Below are 16211 nucleotides of genomic sequence, written 5' to 3'. Positions count from 1 at the left end.
CTTGAGGCAACTCAGCCTGACCCCGATCCCGCTTCGGGCGTGATATCAGGACCAGCGCTTCCAGGCTCATCACCTGAACTGCCAGCCGATTTGCGCAGGCGATTACAGCCTGCGCAACTGTTCTTTCCAGGCCGGATCGCTGGTGATCTGCTGAAAGCGCATCAGCTTCCACACCCCATATTTATAGAAATCGAAATCCAGCGCCGAGACTTTCAGCTGCACCATCGACCAGGCTGCCCATTTCACATCGGCCAGCGCCTTATGAACGGTGACCCGCGCCACGATCTCGGGTGTTACCCGGCCGAAATACTCTTCGATCAGCTCGGCCTCGACCTCGGGCGTATAGAACATCTCGCCGAACCAGATGCCCAGATCATAGCAACGGTCGTTCATCGAGGCATATTCATAATCGATCAGCATGATCGAGCCATCCGCGCCGATCATGAAATTCCCCGGCATCGGATCGTTGAACGATGGCACAAGATCAAGGCCCGAGGCCTGCATCGCATCGCGCGCCATCTTGGTGTTGAGCGCGATCCATTCGGCATGGCGTGGCACCGGCGCGCCGAGTTCCGCCATCTGCACATGATGCTCGTCGATCATGTCGAAGACCGTCTTGGTCAGCCCGAGCGCGGGCAGTGCATGCATCTGGCGATAGGCCGCAATCGCCGCCGCGCGATTGGCGGGATTGCTGAAATCGGCATGGGTCGAGGGGCGCCGGTCCGGGATGAAATCATTGATCTCCACCCCCTGATGCGCCAGATCCTCGTAGATCTTCGGGCCAAGCCCGGCTGCTGCGGCCTTGCGCGAGGCATCCATCGCCGCAACACGGTCGATGAACATCTCGGTGCCGTTGCCGGGGATTTTCACGAACCAGTCACGGCTGGTACAGGCCGATTGCACCCGCCAGTTCGAATTCGAAATTCCGCCCGAGACCGGCGCATAGCGGGCGCCTTCCCCGAACAGCGCCCTCGCATCCAGCATTGCCGCTTCGATATCGCGCTCGGCCTGGCTCTCTGCGCTCCCCACTGCTTTCATCATGCCCGACCCTCCGCGATCCGGATTTTTTCCTCGAAACCGGGATGATGCAGCACCAGCCGCGCCCGCATCAGTCGCCATTCGCCGAATTTCAGCCATTCCAGCGATTTGCGCACCGAGACCTGCCCGAAGATCCGGCAGAAGATGGCCTGGATCATGTCATCGACCACCGACCAGAGCCGCGCGCGGGCAAAGCCCGCCTCATCGCCGCCATACCCGCGGAATGTCGCCTGCATATCCCGCTCGAACTCGTGCATCTCGGCCAGGACCGCGCCCAGATCATACATCGGGTCATTGAGGCCCGCCCGGTCGAAATCGACCAGCAGCGCGGCCTGATCCGGCCCGATCATGAGGTTGGAGACCGTGCTTTCATTACGGCACAGCGCCAGCGGCGCTGCCTCCAGCACCGGGCGGGCGGCATTCAGAAGCGACATGATCCAGCCAAGATCCGCAGGGAGGGAAACGCCCGACCGGCCTGCCTCAGCAATCAGCGCCTCAAGCCGTGCGAAAGGCTCGAACCGCGCAACATTGGCGGGGGCCTCATGCAGCCGCCGCAGCGCCTGCATGGTGTTCTTACGAAAATCCGCATCGAGGCAGTCGGACAGTCGCGCCTCGCGCCAGCCAGGACCGACCGCCGCGAAGAGGATCGCCCCTGCCTCCGGATCGGACCAGAGAACCCGGGGCGCGACCCCGGCCTCGCCGGCCGTCTTGGCCGCAGCGAAACCGGTCGGCAGGTCAAGGAAATCCCGGATCTCGGGATGGATGATCTTCAGAAACCGGCTTTCGCCATCAGGCAGATCGAGGAAAACCGCCGCGCTTTCCAGCCCCCGACAGGAGGGCGAAGCCAGCGCCGCCGGGCCAGGCAGCGCCTGCGCGCCGTCCAGCCCCGGCGCGGCGGCAATCACCCGCGCGACATCGGCATCCGTGACAATCTGACTCATGCGTCCCCCTCAGGAATTGATCGTGACGGCGAGGTCGAGGTCACCCCTGGCGGCGTCGATCCGGCGGATCATCCCGACAAGAACATCGCCGCCCTTCGCCAGATCTTCCGGGCTGGTATATTCGTTGTAACGGTGGATCACGCCATCGACCGAGGGCACCACGAAGACAATCGACGGAATCCGGCGCTGGATCGTCACGGCATCATGGCCACCGACCGTATCAAGTTCGATGCGCCCGTAGCCGTTTTCGTCGGCGCCCATTTCGACCAGCTTCACCAGCCGTTTGTCGAAACGCCCGGCGATGCGGCGGTCAATCGAGACGATCTCGCCGGCCACGCCCGCCTTTGCCATCAGCCCGGGCAGCGCCGCTTTCAGCCCTGCTTCCGACCAGTCAAGCATCGCCTGTTCCGGCGACCGCAATTCGCAGAACATGATCACTTTTTCCGGAATGATATTGGCGGAGTTCGGGGAAATATCGAGCCGCGCGCAGGAACTGTACAGCGTGTCCGGTGCGGTATCGGCGAGATGCTTCAGTTCCGCCATGATATAGGCCGCACCCAGCAGCGCATCCTTGCGGTCGGCCATTTTGGTCGGGCCGGTATGGGCCTGTTCACCCGTCACCTCGATCTTCACCTTCAGCGCGCCCCAGTGGCGGGCGAAGGGGGCGATATGTTTGCCGGCCTTTTCCAGCTCGGCATCGCCTTCGATATGAACTTCGAGATAGGCGACCGGCTCGGGCGCGGTATCGGTGCCCGCATAGCCCACGCGTTTGAGCTCATCGCCCACCGATTTGCCATCGCGGTCCTGGCGGGCCAGCGCGAAGTCGAGGGTATATTCGCCCGAGAAGACCGACGATCCGAGCAGGCTCGGGGTAAAGCGCGCGCCTTCCTCATTCATCCAGTCGGCGACGCAGAAATTGCATTGCGGCTTTGTACCGGTCTCTGTGCACCAGGCGCGGTAGCTTTCGATTGCCGCCAGTGCTGCCATCACGCCGTAGGCGCCATCGAACCGCCCGCCGAGCGGCTGGCTGTCGATATGTGAGCCGATCATCACCAAGGGCGCGTCTTCGCCGGCGAGGTCGATCTGGCCGAAGAGATTGCCGATGGCATCGACCTTTACCGTATAGCCACGCGCGACCATCTCGGATTTGAACCAGTTGCGGGCTGCCGCATGGGCATCGGTCAGCGCCGGGCGGTCGACGCCCCCCATCGGCGTTGCACCGAATTCCGAGATCTTGTCCATCAGCCGGTTCAGGAGACCTGCGTCGATTTTGCTTGGGACTGTGGTGTCAGGCATAGGTCTTCTCCGAAGCGGCTGAAGCCGGGGTCTGGTCATTCAGGAAACAGGCCGCCAATGCCCGCCCGCCGCGATCCGTCAGGCCGGGATTTTCCTGGCGGCAGCGGTCAAAGGCATGCGGACAGCGGCTGGCAAAGGCACAGCCGGGCGGCAGATCAATGGGAGACGGGGGCTCGCCTTCAAGGAGGCAATCCTCGGGGCGATAGCGCCTTGTCTCCAGCGTCGGCGCGGCAGACAGCAGCGCGCGGCTATAGGGGTGGCCGGGGTCAAAGAACAGTCGCTCATTCGGCGCTACCTCGACCACTTCGCCCAGATACATCACCGCGATCCGCGAACAGACGCGGCGCACCATCGTCAGGTCATGCGAGATGAAGATATAGGTGAACCCGTGCTGGGCCTGGAGTCGTTCGAACAAATCCAGCAGCTTGCCCTGTTCGGTCTGATCAAGCGCCGAAAGCGTCTCGTCCATGATCAGAAGCTTCGGCTCCAGGATCATAGCGCGGGCCACGTTCAGACGCTGGCGCTGGCCTGCCGAGAGCCCGCCGGTCAGGTGGTTGTAATAGCTGTCGGGCAGCCCGACCTCGTTCATCACCGCCCGCGCACGGTCGCGCCGTTCCGTGGCCGATCCGATGCCGTGGATTTTCAGCGGCTCTTCCAGGATCTTGCCGATCGGCCATTGCGGCGGCAGCGATCCGTAGGGGTCCTGCAGCACCAGCTGGAATTTCTTGCGCATTCCCCGCAGCGTGGCGGCGCTGGCCGCGCCCACATCCTCGCCGTCAAAGATGATCTGGCCATGATCCGGGCGTTCCAGCCCGGTCAGAAGCCGCATCAGCGAGGATTTACCGCAACCGGATTCACCCACGACCCCGAAGTTGTCGCCCTGAAAGACATCGAAAGACACGTTCCGGACGGCCTGAACCACAGAAAGCCCGGCCTCGCCGCGACGGCGGATCTTATAGGCTTTCGCGACATCGCGGATCGAAAGGACCGGCACCGGAGCATCGCGTTCTTCCCCCGGCGCGCGGGTGCTTTCATCCCAGAGCTTAGGCAGTTCCTGGATCAGTTTGGCGGTATAGGCGCTTTTCGGGTCTTCGATCAGCGCGCGGGGTGGCTGCATCTCGGCCACTTTGCCGGCATTGAGCACCATAACCCGGTCAGAGGCATCGCAGGCCACCGGCAGCGACGAGCAGATGAACAGCACGGCCGTCGAGAATTGCGCATTCAGGTCGCGCATCAGTTTCAGGATCTGCGCCGCCACCGTCACGTCAAGCGGCTGGGTGATATTGTCGGCGATCAGCAAAGCCGGGTCCGAGATCAGCGCATCGACGATCATCGCGCGCTGCATCATGCCGCCGGAATACTGGAACGGATATTCTTCGAACCGCTTATGGGCAGACGGAATCCGCACCGCATTCAGCAGCTGGATCGCCTTTTTCTTCGCTTCCGTCGCCGAAATATCGGGCCTGACCGCGCGGAGTTTCTCCACCAGCTGCGCGCCAACGGTCATCGTCGGGTCCAGGGCACCGGCGGGGTTCCCGCCGACATAGGCAATCTCGCGTCCCGCCAGCCTGCGCGCAAGACCGGGGTTCTTCACCAGATCATCGCCGCGAAAGCGGATCTCGCCGCCGGTGATCCGAAGGGGATCCGACAGCCAGCTGGCAATTGCGCGGGCCAGCACGGTTTTGCCCGACCCGCTTTCGCCGATGACCGACAGGATCTCGCGCGGGTGGATCTCAAAGGAAATAGCCGAGAGGATCTCGCGCTCTCCGGCGGCAACGGTCAGGTTCGAGACCTGAAGGACCGGAGCAGATTTCATCGCCTCTTCCATCTTCATGCCCCCCCGTAGATCTTGTTGCGGGCACGCTCCAGTGCGGCGCCCATCAGGTTGATACTGGTCAGCGTGATCACAAGGAAAACGCCGGGCATGGTGGCGATCCACCAGGCGTTCATGATGTATTTACGCCCGTCAGAGATGATATTGCCAAAGGTAGGCGTCGGTGGCTGCACCCCAAGGCCGATAAAGCCCAGCACCGATTCAAAGATCATCATCCGCGCGATATCCAGCACCGCAACAAATGCCATCGGCGGCAAGAGAAGCGGCAGGATGAGAAGAAACATGATCCGAAGGTTTGTCGCGCCCAGCACCATGGCGCCGCGCACATATTCCTTTTTCGCTTCCGCCATCACGGTCGAGCGCATCACCCGTGCATAGACCGGCCAGCCCGCCAGCCCGAGGACAAGGATGATCGAGGGAATGGTTGGTCGCGAGACGCCCAGAATGGTGATTGCCAGAATGATCATCGGGATCGCCAGCTGCGCATCTGTGAGCCGCATCAGCACCATATCCACGCGGCCACCATAATAGCCGGCAAAGAGCCCGATCAACGCGCCGACGATCAGCATCAGAACCGTTGTTGCGACGCCGATCAGCAGCGAATAGCGCAGCCCGGTCAGCGAGCGTGACAGCATGTCGCGCCCCAGCTGATCGGTGCCGAGCGGGTGTTTCCATGTCCAGCCTTCCCCAAGGAACAAGGGCGGGATCAGCTTCTCGCGCACCGAGAGCTTCGTCGGGTCCAGCCCGCTGAGTTCGGGGTAAAGGGCGGCGGCCAGCACCAGAAGGACGAAGACCATCAGACCGATGCGGAACTCGATCGAGGCGAAGGCCTCGCGCCAGATCCGCGAGGATACGGTCTGAGCGGCGGCGACGCGGGCGGCGGGGTCAAGTGTTGTGACGCTCATCAGTAATCCAGCCTCGGGTCGATGGCGGTCGCAGCAAGGTCGACCACGATATTGATCAGGACGAAGGCGGCAGCGGTGATGATCGCGATGCCCTGGATCAGCGGGAAGTCACGCTGCATCACCGCATTGATCGTCAGAAGGCCAAGGCCAGGGTAATCAAAGATGAACTCGATCACCAGAACGCCGCCCAAGAGCATCGAAAACTGCACGCCGAGCAGATTCAAAAGCGGCACCGCAGCGTTTTTCAGCGCGTGGCGGAACACGATCTGGTTGCGCGACAGCCCCCGGACCCGGGCGATGTCGATGAAGTTCTGTGCCATCACCCCCGCGACCGAGACCGTCAGCGTGCGGATCAGGAAGGGCGCGATCTCGATGGCCAGCACGAAGGCCGGCAGGATCGTATAGGCGAAGTTGTGATAGCCGATAGAGGGCACCAGCTGCCATTTCACGGAGACCACCAGCGCCAGCACGATGCCGAGCCAGAAATTCGGCAGGCTGACGAAAAGCGATGAAAGATAAAGTGCCATCCGGTCAGGCCATCTGCCCGGGTAAAGCCCGCCTGCCACGCCAATCGGCAGCGCGATGATCAGCGCGAAGACCATGGCAAGCAGTGCAAGCTGGATCGTCATCGGCGCGGTCTGGGCGATCAGGTCCAGCACCCTTGCCCGTTCTCCCCGGGTCGAGTCGTCAAAACTCGCCCCCCCCACCGCCGCACCCGAGGCGGGACGGACAAAGCTCTGTCCGAAATCGCCCTGGAACACCCCGGTGATATAGCGCGTGAATTGGACCGGGATCGGGTCGCGCAGACCCATCTCGGTCGCGATCTCCTCAATCAGCGCCTCGGGGGCCATGCCGCCCGCCATGAGGCGCACCGGATCGCCGGGCACCACGCGCAAAAGCGTGAAGATCAGCGCCGATACGAGAAAGACAATCACGACGCCTTGCAAAAGGCGGCGCACAAGGAACCTAAGGATGAACATTCAAACCCCGGACGTTCTGGCAGAAAGTGTTGCTGGATGGGCTGGCAGAGAGCGCGGGCGCCCTCTGCCAGAGGCTTTGTCAGCCGAAGGTGCCTTGGGACGCGTCAATCTGCCCGTCGGGATACATGATCAGCCCCGAGAGGTTCTCGCGCATCCCGTGCATCAGCACCGAGGTGAACAAGGACAGCGCCGGAACCTTGTCGGCCAGCATCGGCATCAGATTGGTCTGAAGCGAGGTCTTGCGGGCTTCGAGGGAAGGCGAATTGCGTTCCTCATCCAGCGCCGCGTCAATCTCGGCATCTTCGATACCGCAGATCCGTTTCGACGAGGAATGGAAATGCGAGCGCAGCACCAGATCCGGCTCAGGCGAACCCGTGGACCAGCCGCAATCGACCATATGGCCCGGACCACCGCCCGGCCGGTCATAGAGACGCTCATTCCAGGCCGCGACTTCCATCACATTGAGCGTGACCTTGAAGCCCTGTTCCTGCATCAGCGCGGTGATGACCTCGCCATATTCCTTGGTTTTCGGGTAGAAGCCGGTCGAGGTGATATATTCCAGCTCCGGCAGGCCCTCGCCATTCGGGTAGCCGGCCTCGGCCAGCAGGCGCTGGCATTCCTCGGGGTTGTATTCCGGGTAGTTTTCAAGGTCGATATAGCCGAATTTGATCGGCGAGACAAAGTTTGCCGAGGCGTGACCGGCCGAGCCCATCACTTCCAGGATCAGCTCCCGGTCGATGGCGTGGCAGGCGGCTTTGCGCACCAGCGGATTGTCGAAGGGCGCTTTCGAGCAGCGGAACCAGAGATATTTGTTCTCGACCGAGACCTGGCGCTTGATGACGATGCCGTCCTCAGCTTCCAGCGTTTCGGCCTGTTCGGGCTCCAGCCGTTCGATGATATCGGCCTGGCCGGACATCAGCGAAAGCATCCGCGTGGTGCCGTCGCCGACAAACGAGAAATTGACGCCCGGCACGGTCGGCGCGCCTTTAAAATAGCCCGGGAAGGCCTCCATCACGGTGTCATTGCCGCGCTGTTCGACGAATTTGAACGGTCCGGTGCCGTTCAGACGCTGCGACAGCGGGCCCGAGGGGCCGCCCGCCACGTCATCCGCCGCGAGGATCGGCAGGTAGGAGGCGAGGAAGATGAACAAAGACGCGCCGTAGCCGCCTTTCGAAGTGTCAATCACGACGGTGAAATCATCCGGCGTGGTGACTTCGAACGTGTCGGTCGCACCCGGATAGACCTGCTTCGGACGATCCAGCCCCGAACCATATTCCAGCGTCGCCTTCACGTCTTTCGCGGTAAAGGGCTTGCCGTCATGGAAGGTCACGCCTTCGCGGAGTTTGATCTCCAGCGTATGGGCGTCGATTTCCCTGATCTCGGTCGCGAGTTCATAAACCACTTCGTCGGGCTTTTCCGGCGTCATCGGCGCGCGGGTCAGGTAGCCCATCACGAAGCCTTCGATATTGGTCTGCGACAGCGTGGTATGCGCGGTCGGATCCCAGTTGCCGGTGATGTTCTCGGCCGAAAGGAAGGTGATGGGCTTCGTCGTCTGGGCCATGGCCGGGCCAAACAGGAAATTCGTATTGATCTGCGGCATGGCGGCAAGCGCGCCAAATCCCGCTGAATAGTTCATAAACTTCCGTCTGCTGATCATTTTTCTCTCCATGTTGGATGCCCGGTGCCAATTTCTGGCTTTTCCGGGCTTTGGTTATTTGTCGCCGCATGATGATTTGGCCCCATGCGTGCGGGGTTTTTCTGTATCAGCCAGGGTGCTCCGGCGCTTGTCCCGACAGATGGCGCAACACTTCGGCATGCAGCTCTGGCGTGGCCGAGGCGACGACATCACCGGCAGATTGCAAGGTGAGCGGGCGGCCGTCCCAGTCGGTGATCACGCCCCCGGCGCCTTCAACCACAGCGACCAGCGGCAGATAGTCGAAAGGTTGTAGCCCGGTTTCGATGACGAGATCGCAATGCCCCGAGGCCAGCAGCCCGTAATTGTAGCAGTCACCCCCATAGCGGGTCAGCCGCCCCTTTGCGCTGACCGCGTCAAAAGCGGGTTTCGAGCGGTCAGGGAAGGCGAACGGGTTGGTCGTATAAATCCAGGCATCGGCGATTGTCTTGCAGGCACGCGTCTGACAGGTCACCCCGTTGAACGTGCTGGGCTGGCCCGCATAACCCTGCCAGCGTTCGCCGATCGCCGGCATGTCGATCTGACCCAGCACCGGCACGCCGTCTTCCAGAAGCGCAATCAGGCAGCCGTAAAGCGGATGGCCGGTCACAAAGCTCTTGGTGCCGTCAATCGGATCCACCACCCAGATACGACGGCTGCCGAGATTGCTCGGCGCTTCTTCCTCGCCGAAAACCCCGTCTTCGGGGAATTTTTCCGCGATCATTCGGCGCAACATGGCTTCGGTCGCGCGGTCAGCGATGGTGACCGGCGACTTGTCTTCCTTGTCCTCGACCTCGATCGGGCGACGGAACCAGGACAGGGTAATTTCCTTCGCAGCCTCAGCTGCCTGCGTCAGGAAACGCAGGTCATTACCGGGATCTGATTTGGAATCTCGTGGCATTTGTTGCACCTGCGAGGCATTTCTTCGGCAAATTAGTAGAGATTCGCCGAAGCGCGCAACAAAATTAGTTTGTCAGCCGTGAAAAAATGTGGATTCACTTGCGATATTGAGCAAATTGCGTGCGGTCACGCGACAGATTGATGAAGATACTGGACCAAACCGACGCATTTTAGAGTGGATTGCCACATGGATTTGGTTTTGTGTGGAATTTCTGTGGCTTTAAAGCCAGTGAAGAATGAGGTGACACATGTGGTCGCATGAGCGGCAGGCGCAGATCCTCGGTCAGCTGACCGCCCGGCAGAAGGTTTCGACCGGCGAGCTCGCGGAACAATTCGATGTCTCGCGCGAGACGATCCGGCGCGATCTTCTGGAAATGGAGGAGAGCGGGCTTCTGAACCGCGTCCATGGCGGGGCAACCCTGGCGCGATCCGGGATCGAACCCGAGCCGGCCTATGAAATGCGCCGCGCCGAGAATGTGGCCCAGAAAATCGCCATCGGGCGCAAGGCCCTGACCCTGGTCCCCGAGGGATCGACGCTCTTCATTGACACCGGCACCACCACCATCGCTTTCGCGCGCGAACTGGCGGCGCGGGGCAATATCCGCGTGATCACCAATTCCTTCGAGATTGCCCGCATCATGTCTTCGGGGCGCGAATGCGATATCCTTCTGCTTGGGGGGCGGCCGCATCGCGATGTGCCAGCGACCTATGGCGAGATGACCTTATCGCAGATCGACCGCTTCCTTGCCGATTTCGCTGTCATCTCGCCGGTGGGCCTGCATGCCGACCGCGGCGTCACTGATTACGAGCTGCATGAGGCCGAGGTCGCACGGGCGATGATGCGTCGCGCCCAGTCGAATATTCTGCTTTGCGATTCCGGAAAAATCGGCGCGGAAAGCCGGGTCTCGATCTGTCGCCTTGAGGAGATCAACCATCTGGTCACCGATCCTCATCCGCGCGGTGCCAGTCTGACCCTGACGCGCGGCACTGTGCATTTTTGCGAGATTACGACAGGCAGTTGACCCCGCCTATGGCTTGCAGGCGCCCGGCACGAGAAAGACTGCTGCCCCGACCGTCGACCGACGGCGGGGCAGAGATCCAGGCGGAAAACACACAGGCCTGATACGCAGCGGGTGCGCTTTCAGGCACCGTCGCGAATTGGCAATCTTCTGAAATCACTCCCCGAAGGTGACTGAAACACAGAAAGGCCGAACTCTGGCAGGACGCCGTAAAGGTGGTCGAAAATATCCGACTGTATGCCCTCATAGGCCACCCAGGCGATGGTGTTCGTAAAGCAATAGATCTCGATCGGCAGCCCGTCGGCCTCGGGGGGAAGCTGACGCACGATCATCGTCATATCCTGACGAAGCTGCGAATGCGCTTTGAGATAACTTTCCACATAGGCACGGAAGGTGCCGATATTGGTCAGTTGGCGGCGGTTAGAGCTGACTTCATCGGGCTCAAGCACCGCGTTCCAGTCCGACAGTTCACGGGTCTTTCGCTCGATATAGCTTCTGATGGGCTTCATCTGCTGCAGTCGAAGCAACTCGTCATCCGAAAGATATCGGATGGTATTCTGATCGATGTAGAGCGAGCGCTTGATCCTGCGCCCGCCTGTTTCCTGCATCCCGCGCCAGTTCTTGAAGGGCTGGGTTACGAGATTCCGGATCGGAACCGTCGTGATCGTCTTGTCCCAGTTCTGGACTTTTACGGTATGGAGCGCGATCTCGATCACATCGCCATCGGCATTCTGGGCCGGCATTTCCACCCAGTCACCAACCTTGACCATGTCGGTCGAGCTGATCTGAACCGATGCGACCAGCGACAGAAGCGTATCCTGAAAAACGAGGATCAGAACGGCGGTCAGCGCACCGAGCCCGGAGAGAAGGATCAGGGGTGAGCGGTCGATGACAGCCGCAACCATCAGAATCGCGGCAATGCCATAGACGAGAATTGTGGCTACCTGAACATAGCCCTTTATGGATCTGCCATTGCCCGCAGAACGCCGGTTCCAGATGGTGTGGAACAGTCCGAGCGCGGCCGAGATGGCCATCGCAAAAACCAGGATATTGAACGCGTTCGCGACGTTTCGGACGATTGTGGCGATGGCAAAGGGCAAGCCCGGTACCTGCATGATACCGGCAGAAATCACCAGGGCAGGCGCGGCATTGGCGATCCTTGCGATTACCCCGGACCGTACAACCTCGGGTCCCTGGATATATTGGACACCTTCGATCAGGCGGTGAAGAAGTTTCACCAGCACGGCCTTAGTAACGATATTCACCAGGATTGCGGCAAGGATCAGCGCACTGAGCCAGAAAAGGGTTTCGACCCAGGGAGTATCGACCGCGAAGGCCCAGAGGTTATGCATAATCTTGGTCTCTCATCTGCCGGTTTTGCCTGCGAAAGGGTGACCCTGCCTTTTGCCCTCTCAGGCGCCTCGGAGCAATGTCACGACCGGCCAGTCTGTCGGCATCGTGATCACTATCCCATGCGGGATCGCGGGCTTACGTGGAGTAAAGGGCCAGGTCCGGACCTCTTCCTCCTGCCTTTCCAGGGCCATGACCATGTTGCACGCACCCGGTAACCTGCAGGGTGGGGATTGCAGGAGGACTGCCCTGCCCCGAAGGCGCGCAACGAAGCCCCCGCCCCTCCTGTTGCGCAGGCGAAGGCGTTGATCACACAGGTTCTGGCAGGGGCGGAAACCATCGCCACAGGCAATCCGCCTGGCGTCCGGGTCGTACCACTTGGCATCCCCTGTCGGGTAAAATACTGGGTGTCGCAGCAGGATCGTGAGATGGCCTGCGGCAACGACCTGTTCAGCCGGATCGACGCGGCCTTGCGCGAAAATGGCGTCAGCCTGAAGCCATGGGGGAATGTTCTGGCGTAAGATCCCGCCAGGCCCCCACCATCCGACCAGAACGGAGACCGACAAGATGCCGAAAGCCGTAACCGCCCGGATCGACAAATTGCTCTCCTCTATGGGCTATGGATCGCGCAGCGAGATTGGCCGGCTGGCGCGCGCCGGGCGGATCACGCTGGATGGGGAAAAACCCGTCGATGTGACAAGCCGCATCACGGTTGACGCGGATCTGCCGGCGCGCCTGAGTGTCGACGATGCGCCGCTTGATCCCGTGGCAGGGATGGTGATCCTTATGAACAAGCCCACCGGCGTGACCTGCTCGCACAGCGAAGCGGGGCCCCTGGTCTACGGCCTGCTGCCGCCGCGCTGGCGGCAGCGTGATCCGGTCCTCTCGACGGTCGGCCGGCTTGACAAAGAAACCTCGGGTCTCCTGCTCCTGACCGACGATGGCGCTCTTCTGCATCGGATCATCAGCCCGCGACGCAAGGTCAGCAAGACCTATCGCGCCACCCTTGCCCGACCGCTGAACGGCGACGAGGCAGCGCTGTTTGCCTCTGGCGATCTGATGCTGAAAGGCGAGACAAAGCCGCTGGACCCCGCTGTTCTGGACATCCTGTCCCCGACCGAAGCCCTGCTCACGATCACGGAGGGGCGATACCATCAGGTGCGCCGCATGTTCGCGGCCTGTGGCAATCATGTCGAGGCGCTGCATCGTGAGCGCCTGGGGCAGCTGCGCCTGCCTGAGGATCTGGAGGCCGGTGCCTGGAGGCTGCTCGGGGAGGAAGATCAGCAGCGGGTCTTTCTGCAGGATGGTCCCGGCTGAAACCGGGTCGCACAGGTTTCGACCCGAAAGGTGCATTGGCTGCCTGGCTTATTCCCATTGTCTGAGGATCAGCCCATTTCTGTGCAGGGCTGCGGTATGCAGGTCCGGAAGCGCCGTACAGACGTGGTCGCGGCCTGATGGGGGCGCGCATCGCGCGCCACGGCCAAACCGATCACAGGGCAGGCATTCGATCCCTGATCAACGAAATCCAGGCAACCGGAATCGGAAATACGCGGTGGAGCGTTGCCCCGAAGGTTTTCGCGCTTACCCAACGGCTCCAAAGGCTCTATGCACCCTCATCTTACATATCCGGGGTCCGGTCATGGCGCAGAATGCCACCATCTACAAAGTCGAGCTGTCCGTGGCCGATATGGATCGCCACTATTACGAAACCCACAAGCTGACCGTTGCAAAACACCCTTCCGAGACGGATGAGCGGCTGATGGTGCGACTTCTTGCCTTCGCCCTCAACGCCGAAGCCGAGCTGGAGATGACCAGGGGCCTCTCAACGGATGACGAGCCGGACATCTGGCAAAAGAGCCTCAGCGGCGATCTTGAGCTATGGGTCGCACTGGGCCTGCCCAGCGAGAAGGTCATTCGCCAGTCCTGCAGCAAATCCAAAAAGGTCACCGTCTACGCCTATGGTGGCAGGCAGGCCGAGATCTGGTGGGATAAAATCAAGGGCAGCTCCGCGCGCTTCGACAATCTGCAGGTGATCAACCTGACACAGGAAGACACGGCCGGGCTGGCGAAGGAGGCAAACCGCTCGATGAAGCTGCAGGTCAATATCCAGGATGGCGACGTGATGGTCAGCGTCGATGGCAGCGTTCTCTATGTCAGTCCGACAAAATGGAAGGCTGCTGCTTAACGGGCCTCTGATCGCGATGTGACCGGTGGCAGCCATAATCGGCGTCGGGTTGCGTTTAGACGCAGTCAACGCGGCCTGGTGCGATCGATACGGGCTTCGCGGAACCGGCGGGCTGCCAGAACGGGCAGCCAGAGCGGCCTGACTGAATTCACAGCCTGCGCGATCCCCCCGCGAGACATCGGCATCCCCGAATACGAAGTTTTTCAATTCAGACTGTTGCGACAGGCGCGCTAGATTTTCGACGATGCACCCGCAGGCTCGGGATCCGGGTGGCAAAAATGGCGTCCGCTGTTGCAGGTGGTCGCATTTTGGTCGGTCAGTTCCGCTGTGATGCCCAAAAAAGGCAGCACCCATACCTGTGGCCTGGCTGAGGCAGGACACCGGCCCATGTACCCGACACTCTGTCACGGACACAGGCGGCAGACAGTCCACGGGAGAGGCAGCAAGGCAATCAACTCTCTGGGGGGAACATGGCTTCTCAAACTGAAACGGGCGGGCCTGGCCTGATGCGGCTGGATGAGGCGCCCATGCGGCCTGTCCATATCCTTGCGGCGGCGGCAGTTCTTGGGGGCGCCGCGCTTGACGGCTATGTGCTGGGGATTGTCGGACCGGCCCTGGCACTTGCGAAACAGGAGATGGAGCTTTCCGCCCTGGGCCAGGGGCTGATTGCGGCAAGTGCCCTGATCGGCGTCTTTATCGGCGGACTGTTCTTTGGCAATCTGGCCGACCGCTTCGGCCGCAGGCCGGTATTCTCCTGGAACCTGCTGGCTTTCGTCCTGCTCTCGCTTTTGCAGCTTTTCGTGCAGGAGGTCTGGCAACTGGTGCTCTTGCGCCTTGCGCTTGGTCTGGCGGTCGGGGTGGAATATGCGGTCGGCACCTCGGTTCTTGCCGAATTCTCGCGCCGCAAGGGGCGCGGCGTGTTGCTGGGCAGCTTTGCGGTGGGCTGGCAGGTCGGTTTCACCATCGCCTTTGTCTATGGCAACCTGATCTATTCCGGCGACAACTGGCGGCTCTTGCTGGCAACCAGCGCGATTCCGGCCCTTATGGTGTTTTTGTTGCGCATAGGCCTGCCGGAAACACCGATGTGGCTGAAGGCCCGCGGCCGCGACGCCGAGGCTCAGGCTGTGGTCGAACGCCATTTCGGCAAGGGCTTTGCGATCCCCGATGTGGAGCTGAAGCTCAACCAGCCCTCGGCGCGTGACTTGCTGAAAGGGCCCAATGTCCGCCAGCATCTCTATTCCGGCCTGTTCTGGTTCTGCCAGGTGGGGCCGTTCTTCGCGATCTTCACCTTTATCGGGCCGGTGTTCGACTCGCTCGGGATCGAGGATCAGACCACGGTCGATATCTGGCTGAACCTCATGCAGATCCTGGGGGCGGTTTTCGGCCTCTTCCTGATCGCCTGGCTCAGCCGCCGCCATTTCGTCATTTCCACCTTCGCGGTGATGTTCGTGACATTGCTGGCGATCGGTCTGTTCCCGCAGGCGCCAATCTGGGTGATTGTCGGCCTTTTCGCGGTCTATATGTTTGTTGCGCCTGCGGCCAATAACATTCAATACGTCTATCCCGCCGAGATTTTCGACACGCATCTGCGCTCGACCGGGGTTGGGTTCTCGGCGGCTTTCTCGCGGATCTCGGCGGCAGCGGCGGTCTATCTCCTGCCCTATGCGCTTGAGACCCTCGGCGCATCGGCGGCGCTGATGATCATGGCGGGCCTCCCGCTTCTGGGGCTGGTGATGTCCATCCTCTGGGCCCCCGAGACGAAGAGAAAAGCCCTGCTCTGAGCGTGGCAGTCCTTGCGGCCCGGGCCGAGCTGTCCGGGCCCCTCCCTCTCAGGGAAGCTGCCCGATCATTCTGACGAGGAACGGCATTCAGCGCGCGCTGCCGTTGCGGAACAGGCACATGAACTGGCCCCTGCGCTTTCACGGCGCACGCAATGCGCAGCCGCTCATCCAACAGGCCATCACTATCCTTGCGCCCGGGGCTGGCTTTTCAGGGCCTGTCAGCCTACTCCCATAGCGTGATCGTCTGTTATTATGAACCCGCTAAGGAATAATCATGTAACTATGGCGCTGCCGGATCAGGTTGCTGGGG

Annotated in this window: 14 protein-coding genes; 5 read left to right on the top strand and 9 right to left on the bottom strand. The window is 61.3% G+C overall.

The annotated features are described in order from the left end of the window. Positions 1–102 precede the first annotated feature (102 nt). From M3484_RS15215 to hisN, 8 genes are all read right to left on the bottom strand, one after another. A complete protein-coding gene (locus tag M3484_RS15215) occupies positions 103–1041 on the bottom strand; it encodes a phosphotransferase (RefSeq protein ID WP_249497521.1) in 939 nt (312 codons plus the stop codon). After that, positions 1038–1979, bottom strand: a complete 942-nt coding sequence (locus tag M3484_RS15210) for a phosphotransferase (RefSeq protein ID WP_249497520.1) — start codon at positions 1977–1979, stop codon at positions 1038–1040. The genes M3484_RS15215 and M3484_RS15210 overlap by 4 nt, the downstream gene beginning before the upstream one ends. Before the next feature lie 9 nt (positions 1980–1988). After that, positions 1989–3275, bottom strand: coding sequence for a Zn-dependent hydrolase (locus M3484_RS15205; RefSeq protein WP_249497519.1), 1287 nt, complete (start codon positions 3273–3275; stop codon positions 1989–1991). Further along, positions 3268–5091 carry an ABC transporter ATP-binding protein gene (locus M3484_RS15200; protein WP_249497518.1) on the bottom strand — a complete coding sequence of 608 codons (1824 nt, stop codon included), beginning with the start codon at positions 5089–5091 and terminating at the stop codon, positions 3268–3270. Before M3484_RS15200 ends, M3484_RS15205 begins: the two co-directional genes overlap by 8 nt. Positions 5092–5105: 14 nt before the next feature. After that, positions 5106–6014 carry an ABC transporter permease gene (locus tag M3484_RS15195; protein WP_092904376.1) on the bottom strand — a complete coding sequence of 303 codons (909 nt, stop codon included), beginning with the start codon at positions 6012–6014 and terminating at the stop codon, positions 5106–5108. Continuing rightward, positions 6014–6994: an ABC transporter permease gene (locus M3484_RS15190; RefSeq protein ID WP_092904378.1), complete on the bottom strand. Its 981-nt coding sequence runs from the start codon at positions 6992–6994 to the stop codon at positions 6014–6016. Before M3484_RS15190 ends, M3484_RS15195 begins: the two co-directional genes overlap by 1 nt. Positions 6995–7073: 79 nt before the next feature. Beyond that, on the bottom strand, positions 7074–8651 hold the full coding sequence (locus M3484_RS15185) for an ABC transporter substrate-binding protein (RefSeq protein WP_171909721.1): 1578 nt from the start codon (positions 8649–8651) through the stop codon (positions 7074–7076). Between the two features lie 106 nt (positions 8652–8757). Then, positions 8758–9567 carry a histidinol-phosphatase gene (gene hisN, locus M3484_RS15180; protein ID WP_249497517.1) on the bottom strand — a complete coding sequence of 270 codons (810 nt, stop codon included), beginning with the start codon at positions 9565–9567 and terminating at the stop codon, positions 8758–8760. 247 nt (positions 9568–9814) lie between these two features. On the opposite strand from hisN, the gene M3484_RS15175 reads away from it, so the two are divergent. After that, positions 9815–10588, top strand: coding sequence for a DeoR/GlpR family DNA-binding transcription regulator (locus tag M3484_RS15175; RefSeq protein WP_249497516.1), 774 nt, complete (start codon positions 9815–9817; stop codon positions 10586–10588). A 119-nt stretch (positions 10589–10707) separates the two neighbouring features. Here the strand turns inward: M3484_RS15175 and M3484_RS15170 are convergent, their stop codons facing one another. Beyond that, a complete protein-coding gene (locus M3484_RS15170; RefSeq protein WP_249497515.1) occupies positions 10708–11937 on the bottom strand; it encodes a mechanosensitive ion channel family protein in 1230 nt (409 codons plus the stop codon). Positions 11938–12240: 303 nt separating this feature from the next. Here M3484_RS15170 and M3484_RS15165 point away from each other — a divergent pair, with 303 nt between their 5' ends. From M3484_RS15165 to M3484_RS15150, 4 genes are all read left to right on the top strand, one after another. Continuing rightward, on the top strand, positions 12241–12456 hold the full coding sequence (locus tag M3484_RS15165) for a hypothetical protein (protein WP_249497514.1): 216 nt from the start codon (positions 12241–12243) through the stop codon (positions 12454–12456). A gap of 46 nt (positions 12457–12502) precedes the next feature. Continuing rightward, on the top strand, positions 12503–13252 hold the full coding sequence (locus M3484_RS15160) for a pseudouridine synthase (RefSeq protein ID WP_249497513.1): 750 nt from the start codon (positions 12503–12505) through the stop codon (positions 13250–13252). A gap of 322 nt (positions 13253–13574) precedes the next feature. Further along, complete coding sequence (locus M3484_RS15155) at positions 13575–14120, top strand: YaeQ family protein (RefSeq protein WP_092904388.1); 546 nt, start codon at positions 13575–13577, stop codon at positions 14118–14120. Between the two features lie 470 nt (positions 14121–14590). Beyond that, on the top strand, positions 14591–15901 hold the full coding sequence (locus tag M3484_RS15150) for an MFS transporter (RefSeq protein WP_249497512.1): 1311 nt from the start codon (positions 14591–14593) through the stop codon (positions 15899–15901). The last annotated feature ends 310 nt before the right edge of the window (positions 15902–16211 follow it).

The organism is Pseudomonas sp. GX19020, from assembly GCF_023371075.1.
In the GTDB taxonomy this organism is placed as follows: Bacteria; Pseudomonadota; Alphaproteobacteria; order Rhodobacterales; family Rhodobacteraceae; genus Pseudogemmobacter.
Note: the sequence above shows the minus strand (reverse complement) of the source record. Positions and strands in the feature narration are given on the sequence as shown.

Coding starts and splice junctions, on each gene's coding strand:
- M3484_RS15185 (WP_171909721.1), bottom strand. CDS start 8,651: ATGATCAGCAGACGGAAGTTTATGAACTATTCAGCGGGATTTGGCGCG.
- M3484_RS15210 (WP_249497520.1), bottom strand. CDS start 1,979: ATGAGTCAGATTGTCACGGATGCCGATGTCGCGCGGGTGATTGCCGCC.
- M3484_RS15160 (WP_249497513.1), top strand. CDS start 12,503: ATGCCGAAAGCCGTAACCGCCCGGATCGACAAATTGCTCTCCTCTATG.
- M3484_RS15175 (WP_249497516.1), top strand. CDS start 9,815: ATGTGGTCGCATGAGCGGCAGGCGCAGATCCTCGGTCAGCTGACCGCC.
- M3484_RS15150 (WP_249497512.1), top strand. CDS start 14,591: ATGGCTTCTCAAACTGAAACGGGCGGGCCTGGCCTGATGCGGCTGGAT.
- M3484_RS15195 (WP_092904376.1), bottom strand. CDS start 6,014: ATGAGCGTCACAACACTTGACCCCGCCGCCCGCGTCGCCGCCGCTCAG.
- M3484_RS15190 (WP_092904378.1), bottom strand. CDS start 6,994: ATGTTCATCCTTAGGTTCCTTGTGCGCCGCCTTTTGCAAGGCGTCGTG.
- M3484_RS15155 (WP_092904388.1), top strand. CDS start 13,575: ATGGCGCAGAATGCCACCATCTACAAAGTCGAGCTGTCCGTGGCCGAT.
- M3484_RS15215 (WP_249497521.1), bottom strand. CDS start 1,041: ATGATGAAAGCAGTGGGGAGCGCAGAGAGCCAGGCCGAGCGCGATATC.
- M3484_RS15170 (WP_249497515.1), bottom strand. CDS start 11,937: ATGCATAACCTCTGGGCCTTCGCGGTCGATACTCCCTGGGTCGAAACC.
- M3484_RS15200 (WP_249497518.1), bottom strand. CDS start 5,091: ATGAAATCTGCTCCGGTCCTTCAGGTCTCGAACCTGACCGTTGCCGCC.
- hisN (WP_249497517.1), bottom strand. CDS start 9,567: ATGCCACGAGATTCCAAATCAGATCCCGGTAATGACCTGCGTTTCCTG.
- M3484_RS15205 (WP_249497519.1), bottom strand. CDS start 3,275: ATGCCTGACACCACAGTCCCAAGCAAAATCGACGCAGGTCTCCTGAAC.